This is a genomic window from Microbacterium sp. MTN4-26 (assembly GCF_042846595.1).
Taxonomy (GTDB): domain Bacteria; phylum Actinomycetota; class Actinomycetes; order Actinomycetales; family Microbacteriaceae; genus Microbacterium; species Microbacterium luteum.
Genome location: NZ_BTGO01000008.1, coordinates 12,179 through 30,377 on the forward strand (window position 1 = coordinate 12,179; position 18,199 = coordinate 30,377).

Consider the following 18,199-nt stretch of genomic DNA (forward strand, 5'->3'; position numbering starts at 1 on the left):
AGCCTAGGCAACCGTCGCGCCCGGTGCACACTCGTCGCCTCGCACCGCAACAGAGTTGTTAGACGCAGTGTTGTTAGCCGAAGCGCTGTGGGGGCGATGCGCTGTTCGATACCTCGGTCATTCTCCGAGGCGCCCGCGCACGAGTGCGGCCAGATCCAGCGGCGCGTCCTCCTGCACATTATGGCCGGCGTTCAGCCGGATGACCTCCGCCGCGGGCAGCCGGGTGCGGAAGAGATCGGCGTCGGCGTCCGTGACGAATCCTCGGCTCGCCTGGACGAGCGTGATCGGGGCGGTCACCGCGGCGAGATCCTCCCATCCCGACGCGCCGAGCACCGCTCTCAGGGCATCCTGACGGGCAGCGATCTCTCGCCCAGCCTCGGGATCGGCTGCGGCGGCGGACGCGAGGTGCGCGAAGTGGTGCTTCCACTCCACACGCCCGTCTTCACGCACCCGGGAATTGAAGAACACGCCCCGCGCGACCTTCTCACGGGATCCGCCCCCGAGGCCGAACGACAGCGCGCGGTCGACGAGTTCGTCCCGGGAGGCCCAGTCCGTCGGGCCGGCGAAGAACGCGCGCAGCTCCGATGGGCCGCCGTCCGGATCCACACCCGGCGTGATGTCGACGATGAGCAGGTCGCGCACCAGGTCGGGGTGCGAGGCCGCCAGCGCCGCGGCGGTCAGACCGCCGAGCGAATGGCCCACCACCAGCTGCGGCCGGTCGGTCCAGCGCTCGAGAGCCGTCGCCACGTCGGGGGCGAGCACGCGGGCGACATACGCGGCATCATCTCGCCAGGACGAGTCGCCGTGCCCGGGCAGGTCGATCGCCAGCGCCGGGATGCCGGCGGCCAGCACCACCGTGTCCCACGTGTGGGCGTTCAGGCCCGCGCCGTGCAGGAACGTCACGGCCGGCCCCGGCTCGGCGTCCTCCCATCCGAAGGCCAGCGCCGACAGGGTCCGGCCGTCGGCGAGCTCCAGCCGCACGCGTTCACCGTGGGGAAGCGGGCCGGGGATCCCGGCTTCGGCGGACTGGGCGTGCAGGAACGAGAACTCGTCGGAGGGGTCGCTCACGCGCTCCATCATGCACCCCGGGATACCCTGGGCGCATGAGCGAAGAGCGTCGCGTGCACCTGTCCCGGTCGGCGCCACAGGCGTATCAGGCGCTCGCGGCGTTCTCGAAGTCGGTGGGCGAGCTCACGCGCGAGTCGGGGGTCGACGCGCGGCTGGCCGAGATCGTGCAGATCCATGTGTCGCAGCGCAACGGATGCGCCTACTGCGTGCGTGTCCACGTGGACAGGGCGCTGGGGGTCGGGATCGATGCGGACACGATCGCTCAGATCGCCACGTGGCGGGAGTCGGGGGTGTTCTCGGAGCGGGAGCGGGCGGCGCTCGAGCTCGCCGAGTCGCACGTGTACATCCACGACGGCGGCGTCTCCGACGCGGTGTACGACCGTGTGGGCGGGGTGCTCTCCGAAGAGGAGTACGTCGCGCTCAGCTGGCTGCTGGTGTCGATCAACGCTTTCAACCGCGTCGCCATCGCCGGGCGCTACCCGGTGCCGCCGCGAGGTGACGAGGGGTGAGCGGCGCATCCGCCGGCCCCGGTGCATCCGGGGTCCCCGCACTGCCGGACGTTCCCGGCGCCGTCAACCTGCGCGACGTCGGCGGCCTGCGCGCCGGCGACGGGGTGACGCGATCGGGCGTGCTCTTCCGCTCGGGCAACCTGGCGCGAATCGACGGTGCCGGGGTGACGGCGTTCGGAGCCCTCGGCATTCGACGGATCATCGACCTGCGCGATGACGACGAAGTCGCCCAGGCGCCGAGTCCGGTCGGATCGCCGGACGTTCAGACCCTGCGCGTGCCGCTGTTCCTCGGCTCGGTCGAGTCCTTCTTCGCCCGCGACGTCTCGCTCGCCGAGCTGTATCGACTGCTGGTCGAGGACTCGGCGGACCGGGTCGTCGAGGTCGTGCGCGGCATCGTGACGCAGCAGCCCGTGCTCGTGCACTGCACGGTGGGCAAGGACCGCACCGGCGTCACGGTCGCGCTCGCGCTCGCCGCCGCGGATGTCGAGCGCGACGACGTCGTCGCGGACTACGCGCGCACCGAGGCGCTGCTGCCGGAGTGGCGCAGCACGTCGGTGGTCGCGCACCTCCGGCGGCTGCATCCTCACGCGCGCCACCTCGAGGATCTCGCCTCGAAGTCGCCGGCGTCGGTCATGGCGGACCTCCTCGCCGACATCGACCGCCGCTACGGATCGGCGGGGGACTACCTGCGTGCTCACGGCATGACCGATGACGAGGTGCGCGAGGTGAAGCGCGTCCTGGTCACCGCGCGATGAGGACGATCTCCGCCGAACCGGTTAGGCAAGCCTTGCCTCGGGGTATACTGGCGTCATCATGACTGCCCGCATCGCCTCCACCGAGCACGGCGCCGCCGCGTGCCGTACGCCCCGGCACTCCCGCGTGCAGCACCTCATCGCCGCCGATGAGGCGTCGCTGACCGAACTCGAGGTCGTCCTGGCCGGGCTTCCGATCTGTTCGACGGGCCGCGTGTTCATCGAGGTTCCCGACGAATCATGGATCGCCGCGGTGAGCGCCCCCGCCCGTATGACGGTGACGTGGCTGGCGCGGGCGCGCAGGTCTGGGGAGCCCGGCACCGGGCGCTTCTGCGCTCCCGGCGCCGCAGTGCACCGCGCCGTGGTCGCGTGGGCCGACGAGATGCTCTGCGCCGACGCCGACGACACCCGCATCATCCTTCTGGGCGGCTACCTCGGCACCGCCGACATCGTGGACCACCTCACCGAGGTGCGCGGCATCCCGGCCACGTCCATCCGCACCCCCGAACGCTTCGGCCTCGCCACCGCTCGCTGAGTCGTCACCGACGGCGGCGCCGCACGTATCGTCCGTCGGCGAGGCCGGCATCGATCTCGAATCGATTGCGGAGCGGGTCTCGACCTTCGAGGGTGTAGAGCACGGGCATCAGGAAGCCGAATCGACGCCACTGCCTCGCGTGCACGCTCTCGTGCCGCACGATGCCGGCATCCACCGGCAATGAGCCGGTCAGATAGCAGGCGCCCATGCACACTCCGCCGCGCGGGAACGTCCACGCGGGCATCCCCCGGAAGACCCACAGCTCGCCCCGGCGCTCGATCGGACCGGTGCTCCAGAGGAAGCCCCACAGCATCCCGACCGCGGTGCCGTACGCGTACCCGACCGCGCTCACGGGCGAATCGAGCAGGAACGACGGCAGACGCCGCTCGATGCGGCGCGAGATCTGCTCGCTCACGCGAGGGCTCCGATGATACGCAGGATCGCCCCGAGGTCGTCCACGGCGGCATCCGGCGACACCGGCGAGAATCCGGTGAGCGTCGCCCCCGCACAGGGGAGCACCTCCCGCACCGCACGGATGGCGGCCACGACCTCCGCAACCGACGGTCCGAAGGGCACGGGCTGTGAGACGCCGCTCATCGCCGCGGGGTCCAGCACGTCGAGGTCGACGTGGATGTGCACGCGCGTCGCACCCGTCGCCGCGACGGCCTCGCCGAAGCGGGCGGGCTCGGCGAACGCGTCCGGAGCCAGTGTGCGGATGGCCGAGCCCGCCAGGAAGTCGACCTCTGCGGGGTCGAGATCGCGCGAGCCGGCGAGGACGACGCGATCGGTCGTGATCGTGCCTGTCGGGAGGGCCAGCCGCGAGGGAGCGTCGCCCAGGAGGGCGCGCAGCACCATGCCGCCGAAGGCGCCGCTCGGCGACGATTCGGGCGTGTTCAGATCGGCGTGGGCGTCGAACCAGACCAGCGCGAGGTCGGAGGAAGCGATGGCCGACACGGCGCCGAGGGCGACGCCGCAGTCGCCGCCGACCACGATCGTCGGCTCGGAGACGTCGGCGAGTTCGCGTTCGAGCGCTTCGCGCACGCGGACCAGGGAGCTGAGTCGGCGCACGCCGCTTCCGAGCGATTCGCCGGCCTCCAGCGGCACCTCCAGCGGTGTGCAGGAGGCCCGCGGAAGGTCACCGGCGATCGCCGCGGCCCCATCGACCAGCTGCATCGCGCGCGACGAACCAGACCCCTGCCACTGCGGCACCACCACGAAACGGCTCATCGCCACATCCTCTCGCACGTGAGATCGTCGCCGCATCCACCGCCGCAGCCGGGTCCCCGCGTGCACCGCCTCCCGATCGAACGCCACGGCCGTGCCCGAACTCTGTCGCCGTGCCGCACTCAGGCTGTGCCCGAACTCAGGCTGAGCGGGCGCGGGTGGCGGGATTCCGGCGTCTCCGGCGGGGTGGATGGACAGCCAGCCTGAGTTGGTGTCCAGCGCGGCGGCGGCACCTGCCGGCGCGGCGTCGGGGCGGCGGCGCGGCGTCGGGGCGGTGGGCGCGATTGAGTACCCGGTGTGCCCGAACTCAGGCTGAGCGTGCGCGGGTGGCGGGATTCCGGCGTCCCCGGCAGGGTGGATGGGCGGCCAGCCTGAGTTGGTGTCCAGCTCGGCGGCGGCACCTGCCGGTGTGCCGCGGTGCAGGAACCTGCCGGCGGGGCGGCGGTCCCGCCGGCATACCGAAGGCGCCCGGCCGCAGCCGAGCGCCTTCGAATGCTCAGGAGCCGATCGCGCCTTGTGACGAGCCGCCGGTCTTCAGCGCGGCCAGGCGCGCCTCGACCTCGGTGAGCTGCCCGACGTCTTCGAGCGCTTCGAACTGCGCGTCGATGCTCGAGGCGGCCAGTTCCTGCTTGCCGGCGGCGAGGGCCTCCTGGCGGCGCACCTTGTCCTCGAAGCGTCCCAGCTCGCTCGTCGGATCCAGCACATCGATGGACCGGACCGCGTCGTGGACCTTCACCTGCGCCTCGGCCGTCTTCGCGCGGGCGAGCAGCTCGCTGCGCTTGGCCTTCAGCTGCTCGAGCTTCTGCTTCATGCCGTTCAGACCGTCTTTGAGCTTGTCGACGACCTCGGTCTGCGTGGCGATGGTCGGCGCGATCGCCTTCGCCTCGTTCTCCTCGCTGATCTGGCGCTGCAGCGCGATCTTGGCGAGGTTGTCGAACTTGTCGGCATCCGCCGTGTGGCCGGACTGGCGCAGCTCGTCGGCCTTCTTGCTCGCCGCGAGGGCCTTGTTGCCCCACTCCGCGGCCGCCTGCACGTCCTCCTGGTGGTCGCGCTCCAGCAGGCGCAGGTTGCCGATGGTCTCGGCGATGGCCGACTCGGCGTCGGCGATGCTGTTCGTGTAGTCGCGCACGAGCTGGTCGAGCATCTTCTGCGGGTCTTCGGCCGAGTCGATCAGGGCGTTGACGTTCGCCTTGATGAGGGTGGAGATGCGGCCGAAGATGGACTGCTTTGCCATCACGAGGTTCCTTCCTGTCGATGGTTCTGGTCGGGATGCGGAGGGGACGGGAGTCGAGGGGCGACGTCGGGGTCGGATCAGAAGCGGCCTCCGCCCCGTCGGCCGCGCGTGCCTCCGCCACCGAAGCTGGCGGGACGGAAGCCGCCGCGTGAGGAGCGCCCGCGTGAGCCGCTGCCGCGCGGGAAGCCGAACCCGCCGCCGCTGCGGCGACCACCTGAGCCACCGCCGAGGAGCGAGTTGATGACGATACCGCCGAGCACGGCGCCCATCATGTCACCGCCACCCGAACGTGTGCTCTGCATCGAGCCGGAGAACGATCCGACGTCGGCCTGCGCAGAGCGAATCGCCTGGGCGGCCAGCTGATCCGCCCGCTGCGCGTGGGTGAGCGCCTGCGCCGGATCACTCGCCCGAAGCTGCTGCGCGCGAACGAGGGATGCGCCGGCCTCGGCGACCCGGGTGCGCGCCTGCGCACCGACCGCTCCGCGCCGCGCCGTGATGAAATCCTCGGCGGCGGACATCTGCGCCTGCGCCTGCAGGATCTGCTGATCGAGCAGCTGTGCGGCACGTCGCGCCCGCTCCTGCTCGTCGCGAACGGCCCGCACGGTGTCGTCGATCTGCGTGTTCGCGGCCTCCAGCGCCTGCAGCGTCATCAGCGGGCGTCTGTCGGTGCCGGTGAGCATGCCTCTGCCTCGGTCGATCTCGGCGCGCGTGGCGGCGATGACCGCGGCGATCCGGCCGTCGGGATCCGGCAGCGCGCTCGCGGTGGCGACGTCATTCTCGAGGTCGGCGATCAGGTGCGATGCGCCGCGCTCGGCCTCGGCGAAATCGGCGGCGAGCTTGTGCGCCGCCTGTTCGAGCAGCTCGGCCTGCCCGACGGCGTCTTCGGCCGCGCGGATCGACACCGCGGCGTCACCGCGCTCGCCGTCGGCGATGGCGGCGTCGGCGGCGGTGAGCTGCTCGTCGGCGAAGCTCAGCCGCTCGCGGGCCTGTGCGGGGTTGTCTGCGATCGTCGCGAGGGCGTCGGGGGCGTAGGAGGCCGAGAGCGATGTCAGCCGTGCGTCGGCCTCCTCGAGGGCGTCTGCGGCGCGCCGATGCGCATCGCGCACTCGGGCGAGCGCCTCCGGGGCATCCTGCTCCAGGCGTCGCAGTTCGTCGAAGGCCTCGGCCTTGTCGTCGAGGCCGGCGTCGGCCTGCGCGCACAGCTGGATGATCTGCTGGTTCCAGGCGCGCTTCTGCTCGTCGGAATCCGGCGTCTCGTCATCGAGGCGCTGCCGGAGGGTGAAGGCCTTCTCAAGCAGGCGCCGGGCGGTCGAGAGCGCCTCGACGAATTCCGTCGTCGCCTTGTCGCCGAACTGGGCACGCGCGAACCCGAGCTCCTGTTCGCTCGTCTTCAGGGCGTCGTCGGTCTGCACAAGCGCCGACGACGCCTCGCGTTCGAGGTCGGCGAGGGGCACCACCGGGGGAGCCTTCGGGCGCCCGGCGGCGCTGTTCGCACGACGGTTCCGCACCACGAGCCAGATGAGCACCACGATCGACACCGCCGTGGCGACGAGGAGCACGATGACCCAGGGTGATATGCCGGATTCCAGCTCCTCCTGCATGCCGTCGGCGGCGGTGACCACCGCGCCGGCGTAGTCGCCGTCGCGGAGGTCGGGAACGATGGACTCCTCGATGGCCGCGACCTGTTCGTCGGTGAGGGGGCCGGTGGTGTCGGCGGAGATGTAGTACTGCCGTCCGTCGACCGCGACGGCCAGCAGGTATTGCTGTGGTCCGAGGCCGTTGCCGGACGCGACCTCGTCCGCCCAGGACTGCGCGTCGGCGGGATTGGTGAACTCGTCGACGAAGACGGCGTACAGGTCCACGCCGGTCGTGTCGTACAGCTCGCTCAGGCGGTCGAACAGGGCGGCTTCCTCGTCACCGGAGAGCACGTCGACGGCGTCGACGATGTATCCCGAACCGAGCTCGACGGGGTCGGTGGCCGACGCGACCGACGCGGTGCCGCCCAGAGCGAGGGCGGCGGCGAGCGCGAGCGCCCACGCTGATCGAGCACGCATCCGGTTCCCCTCTCGGCCAGTCCCGGACCGAGTCTATGCAGGCGGCGACATGCGGCGGTAGATCGTGGGAGCCATCGGCCGCGCCGAGCGTGCCGCTGACCGGCGGGTGCGGGTCGCGACGGTATTCTGACGCGCTGGTGAGGAGGACCGATGAACAGGGACGCCATCGACGATCGGTACGGGTCGGATGTGCTCGCTGACGGCTGGCGGGCGCGTACAGCCCCGAAGATCGCGCAGGTCGCGGCGGAGCTCGGCGTCGTCGTCGAAGTCGCCGGCGACGGCTTCTGCGGCGCGGTGACCGACGTCGCGCGGGGTCTCGTCGAACTCGAGGACCGGCACGGCCGACGTCGGCTGTTCCCGCTCGGGGCGGGATTCCTCCTCGACGGCGTCGACGTGGTGCTCACCGTTCCGGCGCCGTCGCCCGAGCGGTCTCGCGCCCGCACCGCGTCCGGATCCTTCGCGGCGGCCGAGCAGCGCGCCCGGGTGGCGCGCGCGAGCCGGATCCTCGTCGAGGGGCGACACGACGCCGAACTTGTCGAGAAGGTGTGGGGCGACGATCTTCGAGCCGAGGGCGTCGTGGTCGAGTACCTGCAGGGGGTGGATGTGCTGGCCGACGTCCTCGACGAGGAGCCGCCGTCGGACGGTCGCCGCTACGGCGTGCTGGTGGACCATCTCGTTCCCGGGTCGAAGGAGTCCCGTATCGCCGAGGCCGTCTCGCGCGGCCCGCACGGTGCGAACGTGCTGATCGTCGGACATCCCTACGTCGATGTCTGGGAGTGCGTCACGCCGAAGGCGATGGGCATCCAGCAGTGGCCCCGGATCCCGCGCGGCGTCGACTACAAGGTGGGGATCTGCCGCGCGTTCGGCTGGCCGGCTCGTGATCAGGCCGATCTCGCCCGGGCGTGGCAGCGGATCCTCGGCCGCGTGCACACCTATCGCGACCTCGAGCCGTCGCTGCTCGGTCGCGTCGAGGAGCTCATCGACTTCGTCACCGCCGATCGCGCCTCGTAGGCTGAGGGGATGACGGAACCCTCCCGCGGCTTCCGCGAACGTCCGGTGTCGTTCGTGCGGCGCAGCGGCCGCATGTCCGAGGCGCAGGAGCGCGCGTGGCGCGAGCTCTCCCCGCGTTTCGTGGTCCCCGTCGCGCGCGACGTCGCGGCGACGAGCATCCTGCCCGGTTCGGCGATCGACCCCGGCGCCACGTTCGGCCGTCCGGCACGGCTCGTGGTCGAGATCGGTTCGGGTCAGGGTCACGCGATCGTCCACGCCGCCGCATCCGACCCCGCCACCGACTTCCTCGCCGTGGAGGTGTTCCGCGCGGGCCTGGCCCGCACCATGCTCGACGCCGACCGTGCCGGCATCGGCAACCTGCGTCTCGTCGAGGCAAACGCCCCCGAGGTCCTGCAGCACCTGCTTCCCGCCGGCTCGGTCGATGAGATCTGGATCTTCTTCCCCGACCCGTGGCACAAGAAGCGGCACACCAAGCGGCGCCTGCTCGCACCGGAGTTCCCGCCGGTGCTGGCAGCGGCGCTGCGTCCGGGCGGGGTGGTGCGGCTGGCGACCGACTGGGAGGACTACGCGCGGCAGATGCGCGAGGTGATGGATGCGGCGCCCGGTTTCGTCCGCGACTTCCCGGGGGAGTGGGCGGAGCGCTTCGGCGGTCGCGTGCTCACCGCCTTCGAGCGCAAGGGCACGCGCGTGGGTCGTGAGATCCGCGATCTCGCCTACCGTCGCGACGGCATCGGCGGCTGAGACGGCCATGCCGAACGTCGCCAGGTCCGCGACCGTGCGTGACCACCCGACCTCCACGGGGCATCTGGTCCCCGCACTGCTGGTGTGCCTGGCGGCCCCGGCGTTCTTCGTTCTCCTGCTGCCGTGGCTCGGCTGGGCGCTCCTGGCCGCCGGGCTCGCGTCCGGCTGGATGCTCACCCGGAAGACCGCCCGCCTCACGGAGCCGGATCGCCGCATCCCGTCGCTGGTGCGCGACCTCTCGCTCATCGCCCTCGGACTGCTGATCGTCAGCGCCATCCCGCTGAAGGCCGAACTCGACAACGCCGGCATGCTGCGTTTCACCGTCGCGCTCGGCGGCGCGGTGCTCGTGCCGTACCTCGTGTCGCGATTCGTCTACCGCGACCGCGCGATCCGCTTCCCCTGGCGCGGCGGCGGCCGGTGGACGCGGTTCCAGTGGTCCTGGCTCGTGCTGGTGCTCGCGCTGGGCTGGCTCATCCTGCCCTTCTACTTCATCACCTCCGGTGTCTATCTCAACTGGCCGGTCGTCGACACCCCCGACCTCATCGCCCGTCTGTTCGTCGGCGTCGGCGCGGTCGGCATCTGGGACGAGCTGTTCTTCATCTGCACGTGCTTCGCGCTGCTGCTGCGCCACTTCCCGTTCTGGCAGGCGAACGTGCTTCAGACGATCGTGTTCGTGTCGTTCCTGTGGGAGCTCGGCTATCAGGCATGGGGCCCCGTGCTGACGATCCCGTTCGCGCTGCTGCAGGGATTCATCTTCGTCAAGACCCGGTCGCTCGCCTACGTGGTCACCGTGCACCTGCTCTTCGACGCGGTGGTGTTCGGCGTGCTCGTGCACGCGCACAATCCGGGTCTGCTCGACGGCGTCTTCCTGGTCTGAGTCGGTCGGCTATCTTCTCAACAGAACGGACGCGAGACGGGGGAGCGCGATGTCGACGGTGCAGGACGTGACGCGACGCGAGATGATCGCGTCCTACGGCGTGATCGGTGCACCGCCCGAGCCCGATCTCGAGGGACTCGTGCAGCTCGCCGCGACCGTGTGCGGTGTCTCGACGGCCGTCATCAACATCATCGACGACCGCTTCCAGCATCAGATCGCGGCCGTCGGGTTCACCCCCGCCGTGTGCGCGCGAGAGGACTCCATGTGCGCGGTGGTGTTCCAGCATCCCGGTCACGTCGTGGTCCCCGACGCTCGCGAAGACGATCGCTTCCGCGACAATCCCTTCGTCACCGGCGAGATCGCCGACGTGCGCTTCTACGCCTCGAGCCCGCTCATCACCCCCCAGGGGATTCCGATCGGCACCCTGTGCGTGTTCGACGAGGAGGTGGGAGAGCTCGCGCCGGAGGACAGTCGGGCGCTGGCCCTTCTCGCCCACCAGGTGGTGGATGTGCTCGAGCTTCGTCGACTCACGCACGAACTCGGTCAGTCCAACGAACAGCTCGAGCGATTCGCCGGTCAGATCAGCCACGATCTGCGCAACCCGCTGATGGCGCTCGCCGGCTTCATCGAGCTCGCCGCCGACAGTCCCGAACTCGCCGGAGCCCCGCAGGCCGCGCGCGCCCTCTCGCGCGCGGAGTCCGCTGCCGAGCGCATGGGAGCGATGATCGGCGACCTGTACGCCTACGCGCGGCTGGGCGGTTCCCGACCGCGCCGCGAGACGGTGGATCTGGGCCACCTCATCGCCTCGGTCGGGGACGACCTCGACACGGCCCTCGCCGAGACGGGCGCACGCATCGAGGCGCACGTCGACGCATCACTGCACGGCGACCCGACGCTGCTCCGGGCGCTCCTGCAGAACCTCATCGCCAACGCGGTGAAGTTCACCGCCGCGACCGGGATCACGCCGCGGGTGGTCATCCGCTCCCATCGGCTCACGGGCGGGTGGCGGCTCACCGTCGACGACAACGGTCCCGGGGTTCCCGCCGAGCGTCGCGAGGCGGTCTTCGAGCTGATGGATCGCGGCGGCGTCGACGACGTGCCGGGGCTCGGGATCGGGCTGTCGACGTGTCGTCGGATCGTCGAGGCGCACGGGGGCCGGATCGGGATCGACGAGGCCGAGACCGGCGGCGCGAGCGTCTGGATCGTGATCCCCGACATCGCGGCGTGATCTCGGCGCGGATCATCGCCGTGAGTGGAAGTGGTGCCCCCGACAGGAATCGAACCTGCGACCTTTGGTACCGGAAACCAACGCTCTATCCCCTGAGCTACGGAGGCGTGCCGATCGAGACTACCACCCTCCGAGGGGCGCCTCCGCCGACACCTCCGGCAGGGTCGACAGGGTTGCGAGGGAGGCGGCGAGCCGTTCGGCGAGGTAGGCGTGACCGGCGGTGGAGGGATGGTCGTTTCCCACACCGGTGTCGATGACGTCGAAGTAATTCGCGGGCTGGATCCAGCCCTCCGCGATCGGGGAGACGTACCACCAGCCGCGCATGGCTGCGAGGTCGGCCAGGTCGGCGTCGATCGCGGCTGTGGCCTCCTCGACGGGAAGCACCTGCGGGGCCGGCCCGAGCACGACCACGGAAGCCTCGGGGTAGGTGCTCGCCAGCGTCTCCCAGGCCGTCGTGACCGCATCGCGGTATCCGTCAGGGTAGAGGCGACGATCGTTGATCGATCCCTCGACGATGATCAAGTCGGGGTCGAGGGCAGGATCCAGGTCCGCGATGCGCGTACCGTAGTCGGGCCCGTCGATCCCTGCCTTGAGGTACCCGCTGCCGCGCACGCCGTCGACGGTCGCCTGCCAGCCGAGGGCGTCGGCGACGACGTAGGCGAAGCCGAGCGTCGGCACCTCGGCGGCGGAGCCGTAGACCCACGAATCGCCGAAGATCAGCACGGTGGGGGAGTCCGGGATCGTCAGAGGCGCGAGCGCGGTGGCGGCGCCGGCGGCCCCTTCCTCCGAGGCCTCGACCGAGGAAACGGTGCCCCACGGGCGCCACGCGGCGACGAGCGAGACGAGCATCACCGCCAGCGCGACGGCGAGCACCGTCAGGGGAAGACGGCGCTGGGGCGTCGGGTCGCTCGCGCGCATACATAGAGGGTAAACGGGTCCGCGTCCAATCCGCTGCTTCGGCCGAAAACGCCCTCAGATCTCGCTAACGTGGCTGGCACACAGCGTCGATGCGGCCGCCGGGTCGCGTGCGCATGACCCGGGAGACCGATCGACATGACCAGTCCGACGAACAACGGCAGCCACGACGATCCGCCCGCACGCGGCACGTCGAAAGGGGGCAGGGTCGACGGGGTGAAGCGCGTCATCGAGGAGGTGACGACCCCCGGCCTCGTGCACCCCGCCCTCATTCCAGGCATCGGCGTCGAGAAGACGGGGCGCGTGTTCCCCATGAACTGGGGCGTCTTCATCTTCGCCGCCGTCGTCGCCGTCGGCGTGATCACCTGGGCCTTCGCCGCGCCCGAGAGCATCAGCACGGTCGGCGGCGCCGCGCTCGGCTGGGTGAGCACCAACTTCGGATGGCTCTTCTCCGCCCTGGCGATCGTCGTCATCCTCCACATGCTCGTCGTGGGCTACGGCCGCAGCGGCGGCGTGCGACTCGGATCCGACGACGAGCAGCCGGAGTTCTCCACGACCTCGTGGATCGCGATGCTCTTCTCCGCCGGCATCGGGATCGGGCTGCTGTTCTACGGGCCGTACGAGCCGCTCCTGTTCTTCCTCGACCCGCCCAGCGGGTTCGACGTGGCCCCCGAGTCGGCTGCGGCGATGAAGACGGCGATGGCGCAGGCGATGCTCCACTGGGGTCCGATCGCTTGGGCGTTCTACGCCCTCGTCGGCGGCGCGATCGCCTACAGCGCCTACCGGCGTGGCCGCGCGCCCCTCATCTCCGCGATCTTCGAGCCCATCTTCGGCAAGCGCACGGCGGGCCCCCTCGGGGCGACCATCGACGTCTTCGCCATCATCGTGACGCTCTTCGGCACGGCCATCTCCCTCGGCATCGGGGTGCTCCAGATCGGCCGCGGATTCGAGGTCGTCACCGGCATCGGCCCGGTGGGAAACACATTCCTCATCAGCGCCATCGCAATCCTCGCGGCACTGTTCATCATCTCTGCCGTCTCAGGCATCAAGCGCGGCATCCGGCTGCTGTCGAACATCAACATGGTGCTTGCCGGCCTGCTCGCGGTGTTCGTCTTCATCGTCGGGCCCACGGTGTTCCTGTTGAACTTCCTGCCCGCGGCCGCCGTCGAGTTCTTCGACGAACTCGGCGTGATGCTCTCGCGCAGCGCCAACGACGGCGAGGACGCCGCCGCCTTCATGTCGAGCTGGACCACCTACTACTGGGCGTGGTGGGTCTCGTGGACGCCCTTCGTCGGGATGTTCATCGCGAAGATCTCGCGCGGCCGCACCCTTCGTGAGTTCGTGACCGTCGTCATCATCGTGCCGTCGGCGGTCTGCCTCACGTGGTTCGTCATCTTCGGCGGGACGTCGATGTTCCAGCAAGCGTCCGGCGTGCCGCTCGGCGACGCCGCCGGCGGCGAAGAGGTGCTCTTCGGCGTGCTGAACGAACTGCCGTTCGGCCTGATCACCAGCGTTCTCGCGATGGTCTCGATCGTGATCTTCTTCGTGACCTCCGCCGACTCCGCCTCGATCGTCATGGGGTCGATGTCGCAGCACGGCCGTCCCGAGCCGTCGTCGTGGGTCACCATCCTGTGGGGTTCCCTCCTCGCGCTCGTGGCAGCGTCGCTGCTGCTCGCGGGCGGTCAGGATGCTCTGTCGGGCCTGCAGTCGATCATGGTCGTCTCGGCGCTGCCGTTCTCGTTCGTCGTGATCGGCATCATGATCGCGTGGGCGAAGGACCTGCGCACCGATCCGTATGTCCTGCGTGGGAAGTACGCGCGGGCGGCGATCCAGGAGGGTGTGCGGAAGGGCATCGCCGACCACGGCGACGACTTCGTGTTCGGCACCAGCGAAGTGCCCGCCGGAGACGGCGCGGGTGCGTGGCTCGACTCGGAGGATCCCGCCCTGACGGAGTGGTACGTCGAGGCGGCGACCGGTCCGATCGGCACCGTGACCGCTGAGGACGTCCGGCGCACACTCGATCCCGGCCACATCCAGCACAAGGGCCCCGACCGGCCGGATCACGCCGCGTCGGGGGACAACGCGCTGACGGTGAATGAGGATCGCCGTGCGCACCGCCGTGCGCGCGAGGAGGCGTCGGAGGACTGAGTCGCCCGGATCGCACCGGGGTGTCTTCGCGACGTGCGAGGATACTCCGGTGCAACGCCAGGTGACCGCCGAACTCGACCTCGAACTCGGGTCCTCCGTCGACCTGATCCTGCAGATCACCGCCGCTCAGGGCGTGCCCGTGATCAGCGAGGATCTGACCTTCACGCAGGGCGATCGGGTGTACACGCCGACCGAGATCGTCGACCACGTCGGCAGCCGACTGCATCGGCTCACCGGCGAGGCGGGACGCCTCGAGGTGCGCTACGACGCGACGATCGATGCGGGTGTCTCGTCGCGCTCGACGAGCGACATCGAGACCATCAGCTACCTGCGTCCGAGCCGCTACTGCCAGTCTGACGAGGTCTTCTCCCAGGCACGACGGCAGTTCCGCGGGCTGGCGGGGCTCGAGCTCATCGGCGCCGTCGCCGATTTCGTCGCCGCCAGCACCACCTACACGCCGGGACTCAGCCAGGGCACCGACTCCGCCGTCACGACCCTCATGACCGGCCAGGGCGTCTGCCGCGACTACGCGCACGTCGTCATCGCCCTCCTGCGCGCGATGGACATGCCCGCCCGCTATGCGGCCTGCTTCGCGCCGGGGCTGGAGCCGATGGATTTCCACGCCGTCGCCGAGGCGTACCACGACGGTCTCTGGTACGTCGTCGACGCGACTCGCCTCGCGGACCGGCGCTCCCTGGTGCGCATCGCCACCGGGCGGGATGCCGCCGACTGCGCATTCCTCAGCTTCCACGGCGGCAACGTCGGGCTCTCGCGCCTTCACGTCGACGCCTGGAACCTCGACCCGGTCCCCGCGCTGGGTGCGCCGGACGACTTCCTGACGCCGGTGCATCTGGGCTGACACCGGTCTCGCGACGGCGGAATCGTAGGATGGAGACCCTATGGATCCCGAAGCCCTCTCCGCCGCACTGCTGTCCGTCGTCGTTCCCCTCGCGCAGGAGCGACGGGGCGGCGATGTCGAGGGCCTGGACCTCGCCGACTTTCCGCTCGAGCGCCCGCGCAACCGCGACCACGGCGACTGGGCGTCCAACGCCGCGCTGAAGCTCGCGAAGAGATTCGGGATGCCGCCGCGCGACCTCGCCGCGGCGATCGCGGAGCGGCTGCGCGAGGTCGACGGGATCGCGAGCGTCGACGTGGCCGGCCCCGGCTTCATCAACATCCGGCTGGACGCCGCGGCCGCGGGCGCCCTCGCCAAGACGATCGTCGATGCGGGTGCCGCGTTCGGGTCGAACGACACCCAGCGCGGCAACACCATCAACCTCGAGTTCGTCAGTGCGAACCCCACGGGCCCGATGCACATCGGGCACACGCGATGGGCGGCACTCGGTGACGCGATCGCCCGCCTGCTGCTGGCCAGCGGCGCCACCCTCGCCCGCGAGTTCTACATCAACGACGCCGGCGCCCAGATGGACCGCTTCGGGCGGTCGGTGCTGGCCGCGGCGAAGGGCGAACCGACACCCGAAGACGGATACGCCGGGGCGTACATCGCGGAACTGGCACGTCGCGTGCTCGTTGAGCATCCCGACCTGCTCGAAGCCGACGACGCCGAGCGCATCGCCCGCGACACCGCGTACCGCTTCCAGCTGGGCGAGCTGCAGTCGTCGCTGGAGAAGTTCAACGTGCACTTCGACGTGTGGTTCTCCGAGCGCGTCCTGCACGCCCGCGGCGTCGACGGGGCGCCGAGCCTCGTCGACGAAGCCGTCGACCGGCTGCGCGAACAGGGCCACGTGTTCGACGAGGATGACGCCGTCTGGGTGCGCACCACGGACTTCGGTGACGACAAGGACCGCGTCATCCGGCGATCCAACGGCGAGTACACCTACTTCGCGGCCGACGCGGCCTACTACCTGAACAAGGGCGACCGCGGCTTCGCGCACAAGATCTATCTGCTCGGAGCAGATCACCACGGCTACGTCCATCGCCTCAAGGCGCTCGCGGGCGCGGCGGGCGACGATCCGGAGACGGACATCGAGGTGCTGATCGGACAGCTGGTGTCGGTCAACGGTGCCAAGCTCAGCAAGCGCGCGGGCAACATCATCGAGCTCGACGACCTGCGCGACTGGCTCGGCACCGACGCCCTGCGGTACTCGCTGGCCAGATACCCCGCCGACTCGCCGCTGACGCTCGATCCCGAGATCCTGCAGCGGCGCACCAACGACAACCCGGTCTTCTACGTGCAGTATGCGCACGCCCGCACCCACAACGTCTCCCGGAATGCGCACGCGTCGGGCGTGGACCGGTCCGCGTTCGCGCCGGAGCTTCTCGGCCACGAGACCGAGAGCGCGCTCCTGGGGGCCCTGCAGGAGTTCCCGCGCCTGGTCGCGTTCGCCGCCGAGGTGCGCGAGCCGCACCGCATCGCCCGATACCTCGAAGAGCTCGCCGGCCTGTACCACCGGTGGTACGACACGTGCCGCGTGATCCCGCTCGGCGACGATCCCGTCGGCGACCTGCACCGCACCCGACTGTGGCTGAACGACGCGACCGGCCAGGTGCTGCGAAACGGCCTCGACCTCCTCGGCGTGAGCGCGCCGGAACGGATGTGACGACATGGCCTCCGGCGACACCCAGCCCACCGAGCCGCTGCCGGAGGGGATGATCACGGGCGAGCCGCCCGTCCGCCGCCGTCGCCGGGTCTGGCCGTGGATCGTCGCGCTCGCCGTGGTCCTCGTGCTCGCGGTCGCCGCCGCCATCGCGGGGGAGTGGATCGCTCGCGAGGCGGTGACCCGCACCGTTCGCGCTCAGGTCGCCGAGGCGCTGGATGTGCCCGCCGATCAGGCGATCGAGGTCGGGGTCGCGGGCCTCGTGCTGCCGCAGCTGATCTCCGGCACGCTCGATGAGCTCACGATCTCCGGCGACGACCTCCCCTTGGGGCCGCTGTCGGGGGATGTCGTGGTGGTCGCTGAAGACGTGCCCGTGCGCGGCGACGATCCGGCCGGAGCGATCGACGCGGAGCTGGTGCTCGACGGGGCGCAGGTCGCCGGTCTGCTGAGCGGTCTCGAAGGCTTCCCGGATGCGGAGGTGACCCTCGACGAGCCGAACGTGCGCCTGGACACCGTGTTCGACGTGTTCGGTCTCGAGATCCCCGTCGCGGTCAGCCTGACGCCCTCCGCGGAGCAGGGTGCGATCGTGCTCGCGCCGGCGGGGATCGAGGTCGCCGGGGCCGAGCTCACCGCCGACCAGGTGCGGAACCAGTTCGGCCTCATCGCCTCGGCGGTGCTGCAGGACTGGACGATCTGCGTCGCCGAGTACCTGCCGGCGGGCGTCGCACTCGAGGAGATCGCCGTCGTCGGAGACCGGATCGTCGCCGACGCCGCTGTCGACGGCGCCATCATCTCCGACGCGACGCTGCAGGAGCCGGGTACCTGCAGCTGAGCGCCCTCACGCGGCGCGTCTGACGGCCAGGTACAGATCGACCATGTCGTCACCGTGCGCAGCGCGCATCGTCGCACTCGCGTCGAGCAGATCCAGCGCTCCGGCCAACGTCTTCGGCAGGGTGTCGAGTCCGATGGCGTCACGGTCCCCTTGCGTGAGCGTCGACGAGCGCACCCGGGGAGGGCGCGTCGTCCGGCCATCGGACGTCGGCGGGCATCCACACCCACCCGTCACCGATGTCGGCGGCGCCGGCCGCGTCGGGGCGTAGCCGCACATCGCCCACCACCGGATCCCGGCCCACGGCGGCCATTGCCCCGTCGCGACGCGATCGCGTCCACCGTGCTGAGCATCCGAGAAACACCTTTCGCCCCGACAAACACCGCAATGCGTGCTTTCTCGCGCCGTCACGTGTTTCTCGCTGCATCGGACACGCGAGCGGGTGGGCGCGCGGCGGATCGTCACACGACGGAGCCGAGCCGGGGCGTGCCCTAAACTGCAAGCATCGACGTCGCC

At 70.6% G+C, this 18,199-nt stretch carries 18 protein-coding genes and 1 tRNA gene; 11 read left to right on the forward strand and 8 right to left on the reverse strand.

Annotated features, from left to right (window positions below):
* Window positions 1-117: 117 nt before the first annotated feature.
* Window positions 118-1,077, reverse strand: a complete 960-nt coding sequence (locus tag ACGG9C_RS08335) for an alpha/beta fold hydrolase (protein WP_390178585.1) — start codon at window positions 1,075-1,077, stop codon at window positions 118-120.
* Window positions 1,078-1,103: 26 nt separating this feature from the next.
* Between ACGG9C_RS08335 and ACGG9C_RS08340 the strand changes: the two genes are divergently transcribed.
* The 3 genes from ACGG9C_RS08340 to ACGG9C_RS08350 are packed head-to-tail and all read left to right on the forward strand — an operon-like array spanning window position 1,104 to window position 2,864.
* Window positions 1,104-1,577 (forward strand): carboxymuconolactone decarboxylase family protein, encoded by a 474-nt coding sequence (locus tag ACGG9C_RS08340; RefSeq protein ID WP_071045336.1) that lies wholly within the window; start codon window positions 1,104-1,106, stop codon window positions 1,575-1,577.
* The gene (locus ACGG9C_RS08345; protein ID WP_390178527.1) at window positions 1,574-2,332 is read left to right on the forward strand and encodes a tyrosine-protein phosphatase; all 759 of its coding nucleotides are present in this window, start codon (window positions 1,574-1,576) and stop codon (window positions 2,330-2,332) included. Before ACGG9C_RS08340 ends, ACGG9C_RS08345 begins: the two co-directional genes overlap by 4 nt.
* Window positions 2,333-2,390: 58 nt before the next feature.
* Window positions 2,391-2,864, forward strand: a complete 474-nt coding sequence (locus ACGG9C_RS08350; RefSeq protein WP_071045335.1) for an SIP domain-containing protein — start codon at window positions 2,391-2,393, stop codon at window positions 2,862-2,864.
* Window positions 2,865-2,868: 4 nt separating this feature from the next.
* On the opposite strand, the gene ACGG9C_RS08355 is transcribed toward ACGG9C_RS08350, so the two are convergent.
* The 4 genes from ACGG9C_RS08355 to ACGG9C_RS08370 all read right to left on the reverse strand — a co-directional run bounded on the left by ACGG9C_RS08355 (window position 2,869) and on the right by ACGG9C_RS08370 (window position 7,376).
* A complete protein-coding gene (locus ACGG9C_RS08355) occupies window positions 2,869-3,279 on the reverse strand; it encodes a Fe-S oxidoreductase (protein WP_286721035.1) in 411 nt (136 codons plus the stop codon).
* Window positions 3,276-4,091, reverse strand: coding sequence for an arginase family protein (locus tag ACGG9C_RS08360; protein ID WP_071045333.1), 816 nt, complete (start codon window positions 4,089-4,091; stop codon window positions 3,276-3,278). Before ACGG9C_RS08360 ends, ACGG9C_RS08355 begins: the two co-directional genes overlap by 4 nt.
* Window positions 4,092-4,584: 493 nt before the next feature.
* The gene (locus ACGG9C_RS08365) at window positions 4,585-5,322 is read right to left on the reverse strand and encodes a PspA/IM30 family protein (RefSeq protein ID WP_071045332.1); all 738 of its coding nucleotides are present in this window, start codon (window positions 5,320-5,322) and stop codon (window positions 4,585-4,587) included.
* A 77-nt stretch (window positions 5,323-5,399) separates the two neighbouring features.
* Window positions 5,400-7,376 carry a TPM domain-containing protein gene (locus ACGG9C_RS08370; RefSeq protein ID WP_071045331.1) on the reverse strand — a complete coding sequence of 659 codons (1,977 nt, stop codon included), beginning with the start codon at window positions 7,374-7,376 and terminating at the stop codon, window positions 5,400-5,402.
* A gap of 150 nt (window positions 7,377-7,526) precedes the next feature.
* Here ACGG9C_RS08370 and ACGG9C_RS08375 point away from each other — a divergent pair, with 150 nt between their 5' ends.
* Genes ACGG9C_RS08375 through ACGG9C_RS08390 form a run of 4 tightly spaced genes read left to right on the forward strand, consistent with a single transcriptional unit; the run spans window position 7,527 to window position 11,233 of the window.
* A complete protein-coding gene (locus ACGG9C_RS08375; protein WP_071045330.1) occupies window positions 7,527-8,387 on the forward strand; it encodes a DUF3097 domain-containing protein in 861 nt (286 codons plus the stop codon).
* Between the two features lie 9 nt (window positions 8,388-8,396).
* A complete protein-coding gene (gene trmB, locus ACGG9C_RS08380) occupies window positions 8,397-9,128 on the forward strand; it encodes a tRNA (guanosine(46)-N7)-methyltransferase TrmB (RefSeq protein ID WP_390178528.1) in 732 nt (243 codons plus the stop codon).
* Window positions 9,129-9,135: 7 nt separating this feature from the next.
* Window positions 9,136-10,005, forward strand: a complete 870-nt coding sequence (locus tag ACGG9C_RS08385) for a CPBP family intramembrane glutamic endopeptidase (protein ID WP_286721044.1) — start codon at window positions 9,136-9,138, stop codon at window positions 10,003-10,005.
* 49 nt (window positions 10,006-10,054) lie between these two features.
* On the forward strand, window positions 10,055-11,233 hold the full coding sequence (locus ACGG9C_RS08390) for an ATP-binding protein (RefSeq protein ID WP_390178529.1): 1,179 nt from the start codon (window positions 10,055-10,057) through the stop codon (window positions 11,231-11,233).
* A gap of 31 nt (window positions 11,234-11,264) precedes the next feature.
* On the opposite strand, the gene ACGG9C_RS08395 is transcribed toward ACGG9C_RS08390, so the two are convergent.
* Together ACGG9C_RS08395 and ACGG9C_RS08400 are read right to left on the reverse strand one after the other, a co-directional pair.
* Window positions 11,265-11,340 (reverse strand) — tRNA-Arg (locus ACGG9C_RS08395).
* Between the two features lie 13 nt (window positions 11,341-11,353).
* Entirely contained in the window at window positions 11,354-12,151 is a 798-nt protein-coding gene (locus tag ACGG9C_RS08400) for an SGNH/GDSL hydrolase family protein (RefSeq protein WP_071045326.1), read from the reverse strand.
* Window positions 12,152-12,286: 135 nt separating this feature from the next.
* On the opposite strand from ACGG9C_RS08400, the gene ACGG9C_RS08405 reads away from it, so the two are divergent.
* From ACGG9C_RS08405 to ACGG9C_RS08420, 4 genes are read left to right on the forward strand one after another with little or no spacing between them, the layout of a single operon-like run.
* Window positions 12,287-14,296: a BCCT family transporter gene (locus tag ACGG9C_RS08405; RefSeq protein WP_390178530.1), complete on the forward strand. Its 2,010-nt coding sequence runs from the start codon at window positions 12,287-12,289 to the stop codon at window positions 14,294-14,296.
* Between the two features lie 49 nt (window positions 14,297-14,345).
* Entirely contained in the window at window positions 14,346-15,155 is an 810-nt protein-coding gene (locus ACGG9C_RS08410; protein WP_194383445.1) for a transglutaminase family protein, read from the forward strand.
* 40 nt (window positions 15,156-15,195) lie between these two features.
* Window positions 15,196-16,857, forward strand: coding sequence for an arginine--tRNA ligase (locus ACGG9C_RS08415; RefSeq protein ID WP_194383444.1), 1,662 nt, complete (start codon window positions 15,196-15,198; stop codon window positions 16,855-16,857).
* 4 nt (window positions 16,858-16,861) lie between these two features.
* The gene (locus ACGG9C_RS08420; RefSeq protein WP_083336589.1) at window positions 16,862-17,686 is read left to right on the forward strand and encodes an LmeA family phospholipid-binding protein; all 825 of its coding nucleotides are present in this window, start codon (window positions 16,862-16,864) and stop codon (window positions 17,684-17,686) included.
* A 6-nt stretch (window positions 17,687-17,692) separates the two neighbouring features.
* On the opposite strand, the gene ACGG9C_RS08425 is transcribed toward ACGG9C_RS08420, so the two are convergent.
* Window positions 17,693-17,860 (reverse strand): hypothetical protein, encoded by a 168-nt coding sequence (locus ACGG9C_RS08425; protein WP_194383443.1) that lies wholly within the window; start codon window positions 17,858-17,860, stop codon window positions 17,693-17,695.
* Window positions 17,861-18,199: the final 339 nt, after the last annotated feature.